Here is a 14,929-nt window from a genome sequence, read left to right as displayed (position 1 = left end):
CTATTTTTCGATAGGCAAGGTCAGCCGCCAGAACAGCAGGGCGAGCAAGCTGACCGCCGCGCCCAGCGCGCATACCGCATGCCAGCCCGCCAGCGCATACGCGCTGGTGGCGGCAATCGCACCGAGTCCGCTTCCCACCGCATAAAACAGCATGTAGCACGCCACCAGGCGGCTGTGCGCGTCGCTGTCCTGCTTGAAAATCAGGCTCTGGTTCGTTACGTGGATGGCCTGGCCCGCCAGGTCCAGCGCGATGATGCCGACGATCAGGGGCCACAGGGCCGTGCCGGCAAAACCGAGCGGCAGCCACGCGGCCAGCAGTAGCAACAGGGCCGCGCCCGTCGTCCACTGCGCGCGGCCCTTGTCGGCCAATGCTCCCGCACGCGCCGCGCCCAGCGCACCGATCACGCCGACCAGGCCAAACGCGCCGATGGCCGCGTGCGTATAGCCTTGCTCAGTCAGTGGCAGCACCAGGGCGCTCCAGAAAATATTGAAGACGGCAAACATCAGCAGCGCCAGCATGCCGCGCACGCGCAGCACCTTGTTGTGCAGCAGCATGTCCAGCATCGAGGCAATAAGCGCGCCGTAGGCCAGCCGTTGACTTGCCGCCTGCGCCGGCGGCAACTTGCGCCACAGCAGCAACAGCAGGGCGCAGGCGATGGCCGCCGAGACGAAATACACGGCGCGCCAGTCGGCCAGATCGGCCACCACGCCGGACAGGGTGCGCGCCAGCAGCAAGCCGATCACCACGCCGCCCTGCGCCATGCCGACGACGCGGCCCCGCTCATGGCTGGCCGCCGCGCTGGCCGCGTAGGCGATCAAGCCCTGCGTCATGGCCGTGCCCAGCAAGCCCACCAGCAGCATGCCACCCAGCAAGGCGGCCGTGGAACGGGTGCAGCCCAGTGCCGCCAGGGTGATGGCAAGCAAGCCCAGCTGGAACAGGGTCAACCGGCGCCGGTTCAGCATGTCGCCCAGGGGCACCAGCAGCAGCAGGGCCAGCGCGCAGCCGAGCTGCGTGGCCGTGATGACCATGCCGCTGGCGGCGTCCGTCATGCCGAATTCGTGCGCCAGGGTGGCGAGCAAGGGCTGGGCGTAATACACATTGGCCACGCTGAGGCCGGCCGCCGTGGCAAACAGCCAGACGAGAGGGGAAGGAAGTGCCGCTGTGATGGGTAGTGTCGTGTCGCGCATGGGCTGGCCTGCAAGTGGTTTCAAATTAAAACCAGTTGGAGTCTACGGTGATTAGTTTTAAAATGCAACCACTCAATCCTGGAGCATGCCGATGGCCAAGCGCAAGAGCCTGAAAACCGACCCCTGTCCCGTGGCGCGCGCGCTCGACGCGATCGGCGAGCGCTGGTCGCTGCTGATCGTGCGCGACGCCTTCGATGGCATGCGCAGGTTCGGCGAGTTCCAGAAAAGCCTGGGCGTGGCGAAGAACATCCTGGCCGACCGCCTGCACACGCTGGTGGAAGAGGGAATTTTTACCATTGCGCCCGCCTCGGACGGCACGGCTTACCAGGAATATGTGCTGACGGCCAAGGGGCTGGGTCTGTTTCCCGTCGTCGTCGGCTTGCGCCAGTGGAGCGAGGCGCAATTGTTTGAACCAGGCGCGGCGCACTCCACCCTGCTGCAGCGCGGTTCGGGCTTGCCCGTGCGCAGGATGGACGTGCTGGCCGAGGATGGCCGCGTCTTGCAGGCCGGTGATACCGTCGTGCACAAGGTGTCGCCACCATGACGCGCGTGGCTGTGCTGGGCGCCGGCATCACGGGCGTCACCACGGCGTATGCGCTGGCGAAACGGGGCGTTAATGTCACCCTGATCGAGCGCCACCGCTACGCGGCCATGGAAACGTCGTATGCGAATGGCGGGCAATTGTCGGCCTCGCACGCGGAAGTGTGGAACCACAAGGCGACGCTATGGAACGCACTGAAATGGATGGCGCGGCGCGATGCGCCGCTGCTGCTCAATCCGACTCCCGGCTGGCACAAGCTGAGCTGGTTTGCGGAGTTTCTCGCCGCCATGCCGGACTACGAGCGCAACACCATCGCCACGGCGCGCATGGCGATCGCCGCGCGCGAACACTTGTTTGCGTGGGCGCAAGCGGAAAACATCGCATTCGATCATCGCCGCGCCGGCATTCTGCACGTGTATCGGGACCAGCGCGGCTTCGAGCGGGCGGCCGGCGTGTCGCGCCTGCTGGCCAAGGGCGGCTTGCAGCGGCGCGCCGTGAGCTTGCTGGAAATGCGCGCCATCGAGCCGGCCCTCACCGGTGACTTTTACGGCGGCTACTACACGGACAGCGATTCCACGGGCGATATCCATAAATTCACCAGTGGCCTGGCCGACGCCTGCGTGCGCCTGGGCGTGGCGTGCCGCTTTGGTGCACAGGTCACCGCGCTGGCGCGCGAGCACGGCAAGGTGCGCGTGACGATGGGCGAGGACAGCGTGCTGTTCGACGCCGTCGTCATCTGCGCGGGCACGGCCAGCCGCGCCATGGCGGCAATGCTGGGCGACCATGTGAATGTGTATCCCGTGAAAGGTTATTCGATCACCGTGCAGCTCGATGATGCAGCCAGCCGGGCGGCCGCGCCCCAGGTCAGCCTGCTCGACGATGCGACCAAGCTGGTCAGCAGCCGCCTGGGCGAAGACCGGCTGCGCGTGGCGGGAACGGCGGAATTCAATGGCGTCAACTATGACATCCGCGCCGACCGCATCCGCCCGCTATTGCAGTGGGTGGAGCAGTGCTTTCCCGGCATCAATACGCGCAAGGTGATCCCGTGGGCGGGCTTGCGCCCCATGCTGCCCGCCATGCTGCCGAAAGTAGGGCCGGGCAAGGCCCCTGGCGTGTACTACAACACGGGCCACGGCCACCTGGGCTGGACCCTGGCGGCGGCCACGGCGGAGATGGTCGCAGAGGTGGTGCTTAGTTCTTCGGCAACAAGTCGCTGAGCGCGGCGCGGCCCTTGACGGTGAGGAAGGGGCCGACCTTGCTGTAGGGCAGTAAAAAATCGTTTTCGCAGCCGCTGCCGTTCGAATCTTCCCAGAACGACACGCCCTCCCGTTTCAATGACAGGTGGAAGCGGCCACGGCCGTCGTAATCCGTGCCCTTGCACTCGGCGTCGATTGTCACATTCTTGAAGAGGGCCTGGCGCAGGCGGTCCGGCAATTCGGCCTTGTCGTCGCCATCGCTGGCGCTGGCGCCGAACCAGTTCCACACGTCCGTTTCCTGGCCCGTTTTCACGTCCCAGGTGCGGAACCGGATGGAGATGCCGCTGGCGCCATAGCCGGCCGGCCAGCGGTAAAACTTGATCGTCACCCAGCGCGGCGACCAGTAGGTCGGCTCCGCATACACTTCGTCTTCCGTCGTGAAACCGTTGCGGCCCAGGTATTCGCGGCGCGTGGCATAGAAGTCGGCCAGGTCCTTTTTACTTTTTGCCAGCACGGCGCGCAGCTGCGCATTGATTTTCGCCACGCCATCGCCGGGCGCCATCAATTCCACCGTGATGGTGTCGCCCACTTGCAGCTTGCGGTATTGCTTGCCTTCAACGGTAACGGGTTTACTGACCTTGGTGCTGGGGAAGTCTTCCAGTGCCAGGTTGTAGGCGTCGCTGGCACACGATGGGTGCTCGCGGTCGCCCGCCGCTTCCAGCAGGGTCAGGGCCAGGGGCAGGGTCTTGCCGCTTTTTGGCTCCGTCCAGGTGCCGATGAGCTTGCCGCCCTGCGGCGCGTTGAGTTTCCACGTGCCCGTGGTATCGCCCTTGGCATCGGATTCGCTCCAGTCGCTCTTGCCGTTCGGCATGGACAGCATGATGGCTGTCTTGTAGCGCGTGTAGTAATAATTGCCGCTGCGGTCAGATCCTTGCGTGGGGCTGGGCTGGTTGAAGCAAGCCACGATATTCGCCTTGCCCAGCGTGCCCTGCCACACGCCTTGCACGGGCGGCTCGGCCGCCATGGCGATATGGAAGGCGGGCAGGGTCAGGCAGGCTAGCAGAAAGCGGCGCATCGGTTAATCCTCTCGTGGGCGAAGGCCGATTCTACATGGCCCCGCCCACGAAATGCCACACGTCAAGCTATGCGCCGGGGCGCTCCTGCGCCACCACGGCCATCGCCGCACCCAGGTAGTGCAGCATGGCGGCGTCGACGAAGCTGCCTTCCATCAGACGCGGTTCCTGCTGGTGCGCCTGGCGAAATTTCAGCTGCGTGGCCGGGTTCGTGCCCGCATACGCGCGGAACAGTTCCAGCCACTGCCGCGCCAGCTGCAGCACGGACGGGTCGGTGGGCGGCGTGTGCGCATCGATGGCGGCGCGCACGGCGGCGATCAGGGCCGGCCACTCGCCCGAACGCTTGCCGTAGTTGGCGAGTAGATACGCGTATTCCTGCTCATCGAGGAAAGGCCGGTACAGCGCCATGCGCGAGGCATTGAAGGCGGCGATGACGAACTGCATCAGTTCCGCATCGATGCTGGTCGTCGCCTGCATCGATGGTTCCTGCGCGTGCATGTCGTTCAGGCGCGCGAACAGGCCAGGGTGGGCGCCCGTGTCGCGCACCAGCTTGACCATCCATTGCGTGGCCAGCGCCTGCGCCCGCGCATCGTCGGGGCCGGCACCCGCGTCTTTGACGGCGCGCACTTTCGTTACCAGCGCCTTCCATTCCTGTTCCACGGCTGCATTGGACAGCAGCGGCATCTGTTGCAGTTCTTCGTGACTAAAATATTTGTCGTACATGGTCATCAACTCCATTGTGGTGAGCCACTCGCTCAGTTCCGGGGCAAGCCCTTGCGCCAGTTGCGCCTGCAGGGTGCGCAGGCGTACACGCAGGGTGGAAGCCTGCGCGATCTGGCGCTCCAGCATGGCGATCTGCCGCGCCACGATGGAGGAGAGCGGCAGATCCGGGCCGGCGAGTGCGTTGGCGATTTCGGCCAGCGACAGCCCGAACTTGCGCAGCGCCATGATCCGGTGCAGCCGGTCCATGTCGCCGTGCTGGTACAGGCGGTAGCCAGCGGGTGTGCGCGCCGAAGGCGAGAGCAGGCCGATGCTGTCGTAGTGGTGCAGGGTGCGGATAGTCAAGCCAGTGAGTCTGGCCAGTTCACCGATTTTCAACAGCATTGCTTGCTCCTTCCTTGGTGCGTACGGACAGCATCGACCATGACGTCACGTCATGGTCAAGCGATATTTTCAGCTGATTGTCAGCCGCTGCCGCAATTCCTGCAACAGGGTGCCCGTTTTCGGCGTCAGCTGGCGCGCCAGCGGCCAGGCCAGGTACAGGGGCAAGCCTGGCGTGGCCAGTTGCGGCAGCACTGCCACGATGGCGCCCGTCGCCAGGTGCTCCTGCACCAGCCAGGTGGCCAGCTGCGCCACGCCCAGGCCCGCCAGCACGGCGGCCGTGCGCGCTTCCGCGTCGCCCACCGTCATGCGCGGCGACGCCAGGCGGTATTCCACCTGCCCGCCATGTTCATCGTGCGGGAACAGCCACGGCATGGGCGAACCGTCGCCGCGCCCGTAGGCGATGCAGTCATGCTGCTCCAGATCCGTGATGGATGCTGGCGTGCCGCGCCGCGCCAGGTAGGCGGGCGCCGCGCACAGGATCAGCTGCTCGTCGCCCAGGTGCATCTGTCCCAACGCGGCCGGCCAGTGCGAGGGCGCGCCGATGCGCACGGCGATATCGATGCGCTCCTCGAACAGGTCGACGAAGCGGTCGCTGAAGGCGATCGACGGCTGCAGGCGCGGATACTGCGCGCATAGATCCAGCAGGGCCGGCATCACGCGCAGCCGGCCATACGCGGCGGGCACGCCGATGCGCACCTTGCCCGCCAGTGCCGTCGCGTGTTCGCCCAGCACGTCTTCCGCATCCATCAGTTCCTGCAGCACGCGCTTGCAGGTGGCGTAGTAGGCGCGGCCCGCGTCGCTCAGTTTCAAGCGGCGCGTGCTGCGCTCGAACAGCAGCACGCCCAGCCGTTCTTCCAGCCGCGCCACGCTCTTGCTGACGGCGGAGCTGCTCAGGTGCAGGCGTTCGGCCGCCTTCGTAAAACTGCCCGCGTCGGCCGTGGCGAGGAAGGGCGTGAGGCCCTTCAGATGTTCCGATGAAAACATGATCCGCGAATTTTATTCATGAATAAGGTGAAATAGTATCGCGGATAAGAATTTCAGTCGCGGATATGATGGATTTTTCTTTCGGAGGCTTTCTAACATGCAAAAACACGCCCTCATCATCGGCGCCAGCGGCGTCATCGGCAGCAAGCTGGCCACGCATCTGCTGGCGCAAGGCTGGCAGGTCACGGGCGTCTCGCGGGGACGCACGCCCGTGCCCGCCGGTTGCACGGCCCTGCAGCTCGATGCGACGGATGGCGCGGCCGTCGCCGCCGCGCTTGCGGGCCTCGATGCCAGCCACGTCTTCTTCACGGCCTGGGCGCGCCAGGAAAACGAGCAGGAAAACATCCGCGTCAACGGCGCCATGGTGGCCAATGTGCTGGCCGCGCTGGGGCCGAACGGCCACCTGCGCCACGCGGCGCTGGTGACGGGACTCAAGCATTACCTGGGACCGTTCGATGCGTATGGCCAGGGCGCCGTACCAGTCACGCCGTTCCGCGAAGAGCAGGGCCGGCAAGCGGTCGAGAATTTCTACTATGCGCAGGAAGACCGGCTGTTCGCGGCCGCCGCCCGGTACGGCTTTACGTGGAGCGTGCACCGCCCGCACACCATCATCGGCTACGCGCTGGGCAATGCCATGAACATGGGTTTGACGCTGGCCGTGTACGCGAATTTGTGCAAGGCCAGCGGCGCGCCCTTCGTCTTTCCCGGTTCGCCCGCGCAGTGGCACGGTTTGTCCGACATGACGGACGCGGGCCAGATCGCGCGCCACCTGGCGTGGGCGGCGGACAGCCCTTGCGCGCGCAACGAAGATTTTAATATCGTCAATGGCGACGTGTTCCGCTGGAAGTGGTTGTGGCCGCGCCTGGCCGCGTATTTTGGCGTGGCAGCGGCGGACTTGCCGGAAACGATGGCGCCGCTGGCTGAGCGCATGCAGGACGCGCCCGCGCAGTGGCGCGCCATTGCGCGGCAGCATGATCTGGCGGAAGCGGACATAGCCCTCCTGGCTTCCTGGTGGCATACGGATGCCGACCTGGGACGGCCGATGGAAGTCATGACGGACATGGGCAAGAGCCGCAAGGCGGGTTTCCTCGATTACCAGGATACGCAGGATGCCTTCATTGCCCTGTTCGAGCGCTTGAAGGCGGAGCGCGTCATTCCGCGCTGACGTTGCCAGTCGCGGCGGGCGGCGCGGGCGGCGTTGCCGCTGCCGCCGCATTGCTCTTGTGCCGCTGCGCCCGCTGCCATTCCAGGCCCGGGCGGTCGACGCGAAATTGCAGCAGGCGCCCCTGCACCACTTCCGTCACATACGCCGTGCGGCCGTCGGGGCCGCCGAAGGTGATGTTGCTGGGCTTGGCGCCGGGCACGCTGATCTCGCGCAGGATGCGCCCCTGCGGCGAGAGTTTGACCACGCTGCCCTTGCCGTAGCGCGTCACGTACAGGTTGCCGTCGACGTCCACGCGCATGCCGTCCATGCCGAAATCGTCGAACCTGATCAGCAATCGTTTGCCGCTCAGGCTGCCGTCCGCCGCGATGTCGTACATCCAGATATTGCGCTGCACGCTTTCATTCACGTACAAAATCTTGCCGTCCGGGCTCACTTCGATGCCGTTGGCCGTGCCCATGGTGTCGAGCGCCAGGGTCACCGTGCCGTCTTGCGCGATGCGCCACACGCGGCCCGTGTTTTCCTTCCAGTTCGGGTCGCTCGCGTACAGCACGTCGTCGGCCGTGATGGCGATGTCGTTCGGCTGCGTCATGCGCGGTTCGCGCGCGTGGATGGTGAGCGCGCGCGTGGCCGGATCGACCAGGTAAATCGTGTGTTCCATATAGTCGGCCAGATACATCTGGCCACGGCTGCCGAAGCGGATGCCGTTGGCGATGCTGGTGCCGGGCAGGGTCAGGTACACCTCGCCACTGCCGCCGGGGCTGACCTTGCCGATGGTTTGCTGGCGCGCAAAGTTGACGGCGTAGATATTGCCGTCCGCATCCACGGCCGGGCCTTCGATGCCCTTGGTGAAGGAGTGCGCGGGCGTCAGGGTGGTGGCAAGGAACAGCGTCTCGTGCGCGGGCGGGCTGGCGCAGGCGGACAGGTTGGCCAGCGCGGCGGCCAGCACGGCGGCGCGCAGCGCCGGCAGGGCGAATCGGGAATGAGGCATCAAGGTTCTCTGTGTGGCAAGGGTGGCGTATGTTACCCGACGCGCGGTGACGCAGGCGCCTGGCTAGGCCGCCACCACGACCAGGTCGGGGAAGTCGTCTTGCCAGCCGTCCCATTCGTCTTGCAGGTGGGCGTGCATGCCGGCGGGCTCTTGCGCCTGCTCAAACGTGTCGGCGCTGGCGAGCAGAAAATGGGCGATGGCGCGCAGGGTGGCCGGGTCGGCGTGGATGGTCACGTCGGAGCAGGGCAGCGGACGTTCGGCGGCCTCGTCTTGCAGATAGCAGTGCAGCGATAAGTGTGGGGTCATGGGTGTCAATTGTTGATGTAGGCGCCCAGCATGGCGTGTGCGTTCAGTGCGGCGCGGGCCGCTTCCTGTTCCCCGGGCTGCAGGTACCAGAAGATCCAGCCGGCATGTTCTTCACAGCGGCCATGGGCTTGCATCGCACCGCGCAGCGCTTGCTGGCGCTCGGGCGGCAGCGCGTCCAGTTTTGTTTGCGTGAAACCATTGATGGGATATACATCGCGCAGGTGCGCATCTTGCAGCCCGCGCCGCTTGATGGCGGACCAGTTGTTTGCAGGGCAAGGAATGCCAAAGGTCATCGGATGGGCCTCATCGAGCTGCCGGTAGCCGAGTGCGTAGCCGGTGCCATAGCCCTGCGTTTCAGCGTAGCAGTACACATATTCGCAATGCTCAAACAGGCCGGGTATGGCCCGCGCACCGTCGAACAACGGCGCCAGCGCAAGCTTGCGGGCGCATATGGACAGAACCAGCTCCGAGCCCGATAAATACATCGCCTGCGCGTCGCAGTTGACGGCCTCGTAAGCTTCGTCGGGCGGCACGATACGCGGCGAAAGCAGTCCGATGCCGTCGGTATCGGGCGCAAACAGCATCTTCTCGTAATTGCGCTGTGAGAACTTGACGATCTTGCCGCGCTTGTTGCCGTAGCGCTCGACGGGTTCGCCGATCTGCGCGAACCAGGCGAACAGCTGCGCGCTGGCCGCGGCGGGATTGAAGGGGCTATTGTTCTTGAGTTCGCCGACGAGGAAATGGTATTGGTCCATTGGCAATGCAGGGGGAGGGTTGCGACAGGCGCATTTTTGCACGGAATGCAACATGTTGCCAACGCGCGCGCGTGACTATTTCGTCAGGCGGCCTGATGCGTATGTAGTTGATTTAATTGGAATTTACGCCGCATTGTGCTTACTTCGAAGCGTATTGCGGTTACACTAAGTCTGGCTATACTGCAATGATGACCGTGGTGCTTGTTCACTACGTCGCTGGCAATCCCACGGAGGCCTCATGTCTTATGCGAACCCCACCACCCACAATGGTTTCGTGATCTCGGCCTATGCCTGCGAATTGCCCGAGGGGTGCTGGCAGGGACAGTTGGTGCTGAGCAAGTACGGCTTTGAAGATGTGCGGCAAGCCAATCTGGAAAATCGCAGCACGCAGCACGAGGCGGAGCAATCGGCCCTGGCCATGGGCTGGCAGCTCGCCAATTACGTGCTACCCCTGCGCACTGTTGACGATAAGTAACCGAATGCTTTCATTTCATGAGGAAAATAGAGTATCGTGCTCAGCTAGAAAGTAATACACCGTATGCAGCAATAGAGCTGGCGTGCGCGGCGAGGTCTGAGTGAACGCCGCGGAACGAAGAGTTGTCCTTGAGGCCGGCCCCCACAGGCCGCACACCGTCACCATGCACCACCCAGCACTCCCGCCGGATCCTGAGGATGCACCCGCCCAGCAGTTGCCCTCCGAGCAAAATCTGCAGGCATTGCATAACCGCGAAGTCAAACTGCTGCGCGAGACGATCAATCAACTGTTGATCATGGCCAAGATGCAGTTGCAGGAAAAGGATAAATCCGACGCCTTTGGCCTGTTGATCATGCAGTTGCGCGAAGCCAATCAAAATCTCGTGCTGGCGACGTTTGGCGCGCAGGATATGCAGGCGTCCGCCGAAGCGACAACCGTGCGCCAGACGGAATTTCTGGCCATGCTTGCGCATGAGTTACGCAATCCCTTGCAGCCGCTGGCGATGGCCAATGATTTGCTGGCCAAGAAGGTCGACCTTGATCCCCAACTGGTGGATGTGCATGGCGTGATCGGCCGCCAGGTGGCGCATATGGCGCGCCTGATCGACGATTTGCTCGACGCTTCGCGCGTCAGCAGCGGGAAGATCACCTTGCAGCTGGCGCCCATCCTGCTGAGCGAGATTATTGCCAGTGCCGTGGAAGTTGGCCAGGCCAGCATCAGCCAACGCCAGCAAGTGCTGAGCGTGAGCATGCCGAAGGAAGCCCTGGTGATCGAAGGGGACCTGGTGCGCCTGACGCAAGTGTTTGCCAACTTGCTCATCAATGCCAGCAAATTTACGCACGAGTTTGGCCATATCGACATCGTCGTCAGGCGCCACGATGATTTGGTGGAAATTGCCGTCAGCGACGATGGCGCCGGCATCGCCCTCGATATCCAGCCCTTCATCTTCGACTTGTTTACCCAGGGCTTCCGTTCGCTGGAACGGGCGCAGGGTGGCTTGGGCATCGGCCTGTCGCTGGTGCGCATTATTACCCAGCTGCATGGCGGCACCGTGGATGTCTTCAGCGCCGGGGTCGGCTTTGGCAGCCAGTTTGTCTTGCAGTTGCCCCTGTCGTCGCTGGCGCCGCCGCTGCAGGACTTGCAGGCGGTACCTGCGGCGTGCGCATTGCCGCGCCGCATATTACTGATCGAGGATAATGTCGATGCGGCGGAAATGCTGGCGCTGCTGCTGACGCAGGACGGCCACCATGTGGACGTGCGCAATGACGGCCCCAGCGGCTTGCGCGCCGCGCTCAACGCGCCCTACGATGTGATCGTGTGCGATATCGGCTTGCCGGGCATGGATGGCTTCCAGGTCATCAGTTCGGCACGCGCGGCCTTGCCGGCACCGCTGCCGTGCTTTGTCGCCGCGTCAGGCTACAGCCAGCTTGGTCAGTTCGACCGCGCTGGCGAGGCAGGGTTTGACCACTACCTGGTAAAGCCCATCAATATCGACGCTTTGTCGAAAATAATCACGGCAACGGTTCCGCGCTGATGGGCGAGGAAATCCTGATGCTTTTGTTTAACATGGTCCATGCACCGAAAACCGCAGAGAAAAGATCCGATTATGGCCACAGTCCATGAACAGCGGCAGCGCAGGATAGAACACGCGCTGTTACGCGAACCAGGTGCGGTGGTAGACGTCAGTATTCGCCTGTGGGAGCAACTGGCCACTGAATTGAATCAGATCATTGGTGAGCGGGGCGTGGAGTCGATGTATGCCCGCAGCCTGCATCAGAGTCAGAAACAGTTCAGCTGGTTGACGCCCCATCCGCCGCAAGCACTGGAAGCTGCCATGACCGCCTTGCGCGCCAGCTTGCAAGCGCAGGCGGACAGCGCCGCCTGCGCGGCAAGCACGGCGATGATGATGCACTTCATCAACACCCTTATTTTATTAATTGGCGAACTCTTAACGAATAGCATCCTCCTCAAAGCCTGGGGTGATGACGTTGTGAATAATGCTGGAACGGAGCCGAACGAATGAACAAAGTCACCATCCACCGCCTGGCTACTGGCGTGCCGGGGTTGGACGAACTGCTGGGCGGCGGAATACCTGAGTTTTCCTTCAACCTGGTGGCGGGCACGCCCGGCAGCGGCAAGACGACGCTGGCGCACCAGATCATGTTTTCCCTCGCCACGCCCGAGCGCAAGGCGCTGTTTTTCACGGTCCTGGGCGAGCCACCGCTGAAGATGCTGCGCTATCAGCAGCAGTTTCCCTTCTTCGATGTGGACAAGATCAACCAGTCGATCAAGTTCGTCAATCTGTCGGCCGACTTGCTGGAAGGCGATTTCGACCGCGTGCTGGCGCGCATCGCCGAAGAAGTGGCAGCGTTCTCGCCCAGCCTGGTCTTCGTCGATTCCTTCCGCTCGGTAGTGCAGTCGGCCAAGGCCATGGACACGGGCGCGGCCGGCCTGCAGAATTTCGTGCAGCAGCTGGGCGCGCAAATGACCAGCTGGCTGGCCACGACCTTCCTGATCGGCGAGTACCTGGCGCCCGAGGCCGAATCGAGCGCCGTGTTCACGGTGGCCGACGGCATCCTGTGGCTGTCGCAGCTCGTGCACCGCGATGCCATGGTGCGCAAGATCCAGGTGGTCAAGATGCGCGGCCAGGCGCAAAGCCTGGGCGTGCACACCTTCCGCATCAATGACAATGGCGTGGAAATCTTTTCCCGCGCCGTGCTGAAGGCCAGCGGCATGCAAGAGGTCAGCATTTCCGGCAATGAACGCCTGTCGCTGGGCGTGCCGGAGCTCGACGCCATGATGGGCGGCGGCTTGCCGGCCGGCTATTCGCTGCTGCTGGTGGGGCCGTCCGGTTCCGGCAAGACCGTGCTGGCCACGCAATTCCTGACGGAAGGCGTGCGTTGCGGCGAGCCGGGCGTGATCGCCGCCTTCGAGAAAAGCCCGAACCAGCTGCTCAGCCATCAACTGAATGCGCTCGTCAGTTCCGGCCAGATCGGCGTCATCAACACGCGCACGCTCGACCTGTCGCTGGATGAAATCCTGCATGACCTGGTGAGCATGATCACGCGCATGAAGGCCAAGCGCGTGGTGATCGACTCGCTGTCCGGTTTTGAAATGGCGCTGGCCTCGATGTTCCGCGAGGATTTCCGCGAATCGCTGTACCGCCTGGTGGCGGCCTTGACGGACATGGGCGTGTCGGTGCTGATGACGGCCGAGCTGGAAGACCAGTACACCATGTTGCGCTTCAGCTCCTACGGCAACGCCTTCCTGGCCGACGCCATCGTCATGCAGCGCTACATCGAGCTCGAAGGCCAGTTCAAGCGCGTGGTATCGGTGGTGAAGGTGCGCGGCAGCGGCCACAGCAAGGATATCCGCTTCTACGATATCGACGCCGGCGGGCTGAAGGTCGGCGCCGCCCTCAGCCAGTACCAGGGCATCCTGTCGGGCGAGCCGTACCGGGCCTAGACGCATGCGGTTGGTGACGGCTGAGTTGAGGCGTATGATGCAAGTGCGGCCATGCCGACGGTGATGGCTGTACCCAAGGGGACGGATGATGCGTCTTCTGGGTTTCCCAGCTGATCAAGAGGAGATATGATGGACAAAGCCGAATTCATCCTGGCCGCGAAAGCCATGGAAACGCTGGAGATGTATCAAACGTTTTATGGTCACTCCAGCGAATACCAGGCGCACCAGCAGGAAGTGCTGAAACTGCTGCGCCACAAGGGCGCCTCCCTGCTGGTGTCGGAACATGGCCCGGCGAAGTTCCTGCTGGCCTTTGCCGATGCGCTGGAAGCGGCCAGCTTGCCGGGCGAGTATGTGCCACTCAGCCGCAGGTAGGGCGAACCCGCCCCGGCAGGCGAGGGCGGGCGGTTAGCCGTTCGCTCCCTCGTTGCGCCACACCCTGGGCAGGCACACGGTAAATACCGTGCCCGATTCCAGGCTCGACTCGGCGCCGATGGTGCCGCCGTGCGCGCTGGCGATTTCACGCGCGATAAACAGGCCCAGGCCGATACTGGTGGCGTTGGGCGCTTTGTGATCGTCGGAAATGGCCAGCTGTACCAGGGGATCGAAAATGCTCTTCAGCGAAGCCTCCGGGATCTGGCGGCCGAAATTCTTCACTTGCACCACGACTGTATCGGCGTCGCCGCAGGCCGTGATGCTCACCGGCTGGTCGTCGCTGCGATATTGCGCAGCATTGTTGAGCAAATTGGAAAACAGCTGGGCCAGGCGGGCCGCATCGAAGTCGCCGATCATCTCGCCCGTGGTGCTCAGTTCAAACTTGCACTGCGGATGAGCGGCCGAGGCATCCTCGACGGCTGTCTTGCAGATTTCCCCCAGGTCGCCCAGGCTGGGCGAAATGGGCATGCGTCCCCCTAGTTGCGTCCTGGCAAATTCCAGCAGATCGTTGACCATGGTTGTCATGGTGGCCGCGCTGCGGGCAACCCGTGCCCCGATCTGCACCGTGGAAGACGAGCTTGCACTCGGCCTGCTCAGCAACGCACCGGCCATCGTCATCGTGCTCAGCGGACTGCGCAGATCGTGGCTGAGGATGGCGAGAAAGGTGTTGCGGGTGCGGTCGCTCTGCTGCGAGTAGCGTATGGTCGATTCCTGCAGCGCCTGGTCGATCGCTTCATTGAAGCGCAAGATATCTTGCGTCGCCGTTTTCGTCGTCACCGACACCTGTGCCATCCACAGGCGCAGCACGCTGGCCCGCATCGCGCGAAATTCGGCCGTCAATTGCGGCAGCGTAAATCCAATCTGCTGGCGCAGCGAGCCATGCGTGGCCGCTGCCGTTTCCTTGCCCGCTATTTCCGACACGCCCGTGATCGATTTCTTTTTCCGCTGCGTCGCGTTCTCGATCACATCCATGTCGCGCACGATGGTTTGCAGCATCTGCTTCGCATGATCGCGTAATTCGGCTTTCGAGATGGCGTTGCCAGGAATGGGAAGCGACCTGGCGAAGAGTTCCCACTCTTCCAGGATCGGCTCCAGATGGCCGGTAATAAAGCGCGATAGTTTCACGGTAGACCAATGCGGTGATGGAAGAGGAGCCAGTGTACGCTGTTGCGGTGAGGGAGGGGGATTGGGGTCTGCTTTGGGTGTCATCTACGTATGACCCAGCAATTCAAGAGCAGGTAAGGGCATTGACATGGT

General features: G+C 63.5%; 16 protein-coding genes. 8 read left to right on the top strand and 8 right to left on the bottom strand.

Features of this window, described 5'->3' with window-relative positions; all coding sequences use genetic code 11:
- Positions 1 to 1,188 carry an MFS transporter gene (locus O0882_RS17960; RefSeq protein WP_289950168.1) on the bottom strand — a complete coding sequence of 396 codons (1,188 nt, stop codon included), beginning with the start codon at positions 1,186 to 1,188 and terminating at the stop codon, positions 1 to 3.
- 91 nt (positions 1,189 to 1,279) lie between these two features.
- Between O0882_RS17960 and O0882_RS17955 the strand changes: the two genes are divergently transcribed.
- Positions 1,280 to 1,732 (top strand): helix-turn-helix domain-containing protein, encoded by a 453-nt coding sequence (locus O0882_RS17955; protein ID WP_289950165.1) that lies wholly within the window; start codon positions 1,280 to 1,282, stop codon positions 1,730 to 1,732.
- Positions 1,729 to 2,946, top strand: a complete 1,218-nt coding sequence (locus O0882_RS17950) for a D-amino acid dehydrogenase (RefSeq protein WP_289950164.1) — start codon at positions 1,729 to 1,731, stop codon at positions 2,944 to 2,946. Before O0882_RS17955 ends, O0882_RS17950 begins: the two co-directional genes overlap by 4 nt.
- Here the strand turns inward: O0882_RS17950 and O0882_RS17945 are convergent.
- The 3 genes from O0882_RS17945 to O0882_RS17935 form a co-directional block, all read right to left on the bottom strand.
- On the bottom strand, positions 2,921 to 4,000 hold the full coding sequence (locus O0882_RS17945) for a hypothetical protein (protein WP_289950163.1): 1,080 nt from the start codon (positions 3,998 to 4,000) through the stop codon (positions 2,921 to 2,923). The genes O0882_RS17950 and O0882_RS17945 overlap by 26 nt on opposite strands.
- A gap of 67 nt (positions 4,001 to 4,067) precedes the next feature.
- Positions 4,068 to 5,102 (bottom strand): MerR family transcriptional regulator, encoded by a 1,035-nt coding sequence (locus O0882_RS17940; RefSeq protein WP_289950162.1) that lies wholly within the window; start codon positions 5,100 to 5,102, stop codon positions 4,068 to 4,070.
- Positions 5,103 to 5,171: 69 nt separating this feature from the next.
- Positions 5,172 to 6,086 carry a LysR family transcriptional regulator gene (locus tag O0882_RS17935; RefSeq protein WP_289950160.1) on the bottom strand — a complete coding sequence of 305 codons (915 nt, stop codon included), beginning with the start codon at positions 6,084 to 6,086 and terminating at the stop codon, positions 5,172 to 5,174.
- A gap of 97 nt (positions 6,087 to 6,183) precedes the next feature.
- On the opposite strand from O0882_RS17935, the gene O0882_RS17930 reads away from it, so the two are divergent.
- Positions 6,184 to 7,251: an SDR family oxidoreductase gene (locus O0882_RS17930; RefSeq protein WP_289950159.1), complete on the top strand. Its 1,068-nt coding sequence runs from the start codon at positions 6,184 to 6,186 to the stop codon at positions 7,249 to 7,251.
- Here the strand turns inward: O0882_RS17930 and O0882_RS17925 are convergent.
- From O0882_RS17925 to O0882_RS17915, 3 genes are all read right to left on the bottom strand, one after another.
- The gene (locus O0882_RS17925) at positions 7,238 to 8,239 is read right to left on the bottom strand and encodes an SMP-30/gluconolactonase/LRE family protein (RefSeq protein ID WP_289950157.1); all 1,002 of its coding nucleotides are present in this window, start codon (positions 8,237 to 8,239) and stop codon (positions 7,238 to 7,240) included. The two genes, O0882_RS17930 and O0882_RS17925, sit on opposite strands and share 14 nt — an antisense overlap.
- Before the next feature lie 63 nt (positions 8,240 to 8,302).
- Positions 8,303 to 8,545: a hypothetical protein gene (locus O0882_RS17920; protein WP_289950155.1), complete on the bottom strand. Its 243-nt coding sequence runs from the start codon at positions 8,543 to 8,545 to the stop codon at positions 8,303 to 8,305.
- Between the two features lie 5 nt (positions 8,546 to 8,550).
- On the bottom strand, positions 8,551 to 9,354 hold the full coding sequence (locus O0882_RS17915) for a hypothetical protein (protein WP_289950154.1): 804 nt from the start codon (positions 9,352 to 9,354) through the stop codon (positions 8,551 to 8,553).
- Positions 9,355 to 9,538: 184 nt separating this feature from the next.
- On the opposite strand from O0882_RS17915, the gene O0882_RS17910 reads away from it, so the two are divergent.
- From O0882_RS17910 to O0882_RS17890, 5 genes are all read left to right on the top strand, one after another.
- Positions 9,539 to 9,775: a hypothetical protein gene (locus O0882_RS17910; RefSeq protein ID WP_289950153.1), complete on the top strand. Its 237-nt coding sequence runs from the start codon at positions 9,539 to 9,541 to the stop codon at positions 9,773 to 9,775.
- A gap of 163 nt (positions 9,776 to 9,938) precedes the next feature.
- A complete protein-coding gene (locus tag O0882_RS17905; RefSeq protein WP_289950150.1) occupies positions 9,939 to 11,309 on the top strand; it encodes a hybrid sensor histidine kinase/response regulator in 1,371 nt (456 codons plus the stop codon).
- A 72-nt stretch (positions 11,310 to 11,381) separates the two neighbouring features.
- Entirely contained in the window at positions 11,382 to 11,798 is a 417-nt protein-coding gene (locus tag O0882_RS17900; RefSeq protein ID WP_289950148.1) for a hypothetical protein, read from the top strand.
- A complete protein-coding gene (locus tag O0882_RS17895; RefSeq protein WP_289950147.1) occupies positions 11,795 to 13,240 on the top strand; it encodes an ATPase domain-containing protein in 1,446 nt (481 codons plus the stop codon). The genes O0882_RS17900 and O0882_RS17895 overlap by 4 nt, the downstream gene beginning before the upstream one ends.
- 129 nt (positions 13,241 to 13,369) lie before the next feature.
- Positions 13,370 to 13,612, top strand: a complete 243-nt coding sequence (locus O0882_RS17890) for a hypothetical protein (RefSeq protein WP_289950145.1) — start codon at positions 13,370 to 13,372, stop codon at positions 13,610 to 13,612.
- A gap of 33 nt (positions 13,613 to 13,645) precedes the next feature.
- Here O0882_RS17890 and O0882_RS17885 read toward each other — a convergent pair whose 3' ends face one another.
- A complete protein-coding gene (locus tag O0882_RS17885; RefSeq protein WP_289950143.1) occupies positions 13,646 to 14,797 on the bottom strand; it encodes a HAMP domain-containing sensor histidine kinase in 1,152 nt (383 codons plus the stop codon).
- Positions 14,798 to 14,929: the final 132 nt, after the last annotated feature.

The organism is Janthinobacterium sp. SUN073, assembly GCF_030397665.1.
GTDB lineage: Bacteria > Pseudomonadota > Gammaproteobacteria > Burkholderiales > Burkholderiaceae_D > Janthinobacterium.
This window is presented reverse-complemented; position numbering and strand designations above follow the sequence as displayed.

Bases quoted from the DNA above. Each gene is read 5' to 3' on its own strand.
- O0882_RS17960 (WP_289950168.1), bottom strand. From the start codon at position 1,188: ATGCGCGACACGACACTACCCATCACAGCGGCACTTCCTTCCCCTCTC.
- O0882_RS17955 (WP_289950165.1), top strand. From the start codon at position 1,280: ATGGCCAAGCGCAAGAGCCTGAAAACCGACCCCTGTCCCGTGGCGCGC.
- O0882_RS17890 (WP_289950145.1), top strand. From the start codon at position 13,370: ATGGACAAAGCCGAATTCATCCTGGCCGCGAAAGCCATGGAAACGCTG.
- O0882_RS17950 (WP_289950164.1), top strand. From the start codon at position 1,729: ATGACGCGCGTGGCTGTGCTGGGCGCCGGCATCACGGGCGTCACCACG.
- O0882_RS17920 (WP_289950155.1), bottom strand. From the start codon at position 8,545: ATGACCCCACACTTATCGCTGCACTGCTATCTGCAAGACGAGGCCGCC.
- O0882_RS17940 (WP_289950162.1), bottom strand. From the start codon at position 5,102: ATGCTGTTGAAAATCGGTGAACTGGCCAGACTCACTGGCTTGACTATC.
- O0882_RS17895 (WP_289950147.1), top strand. From the start codon at position 11,795: ATGAACAAAGTCACCATCCACCGCCTGGCTACTGGCGTGCCGGGGTTG.
- O0882_RS17930 (WP_289950159.1), top strand. From the start codon at position 6,184: ATGCAAAAACACGCCCTCATCATCGGCGCCAGCGGCGTCATCGGCAGC.
- O0882_RS17925 (WP_289950157.1), bottom strand. From the start codon at position 8,239: ATGCCTCATTCCCGATTCGCCCTGCCGGCGCTGCGCGCCGCCGTGCTG.
- O0882_RS17905 (WP_289950150.1), top strand. From the start codon at position 9,939: ATGCACCACCCAGCACTCCCGCCGGATCCTGAGGATGCACCCGCCCAG.
- O0882_RS17910 (WP_289950153.1), top strand. From the start codon at position 9,539: ATGTCTTATGCGAACCCCACCACCCACAATGGTTTCGTGATCTCGGCC.
- O0882_RS17915 (WP_289950154.1), bottom strand. From the start codon at position 9,354: ATGTTGCATTCCGTGCAAAAATGCGCCTGTCGCAACCCTCCCCCTGCA.
- O0882_RS17935 (WP_289950160.1), bottom strand. From the start codon at position 6,086: ATGTTTTCATCGGAACATCTGAAGGGCCTCACGCCCTTCCTCGCCACG.
- O0882_RS17945 (WP_289950163.1), bottom strand. From the start codon at position 4,000: ATGCGCCGCTTTCTGCTAGCCTGCCTGACCCTGCCCGCCTTCCATATC.
- O0882_RS17900 (WP_289950148.1), top strand. From the start codon at position 11,382: ATGGCCACAGTCCATGAACAGCGGCAGCGCAGGATAGAACACGCGCTG.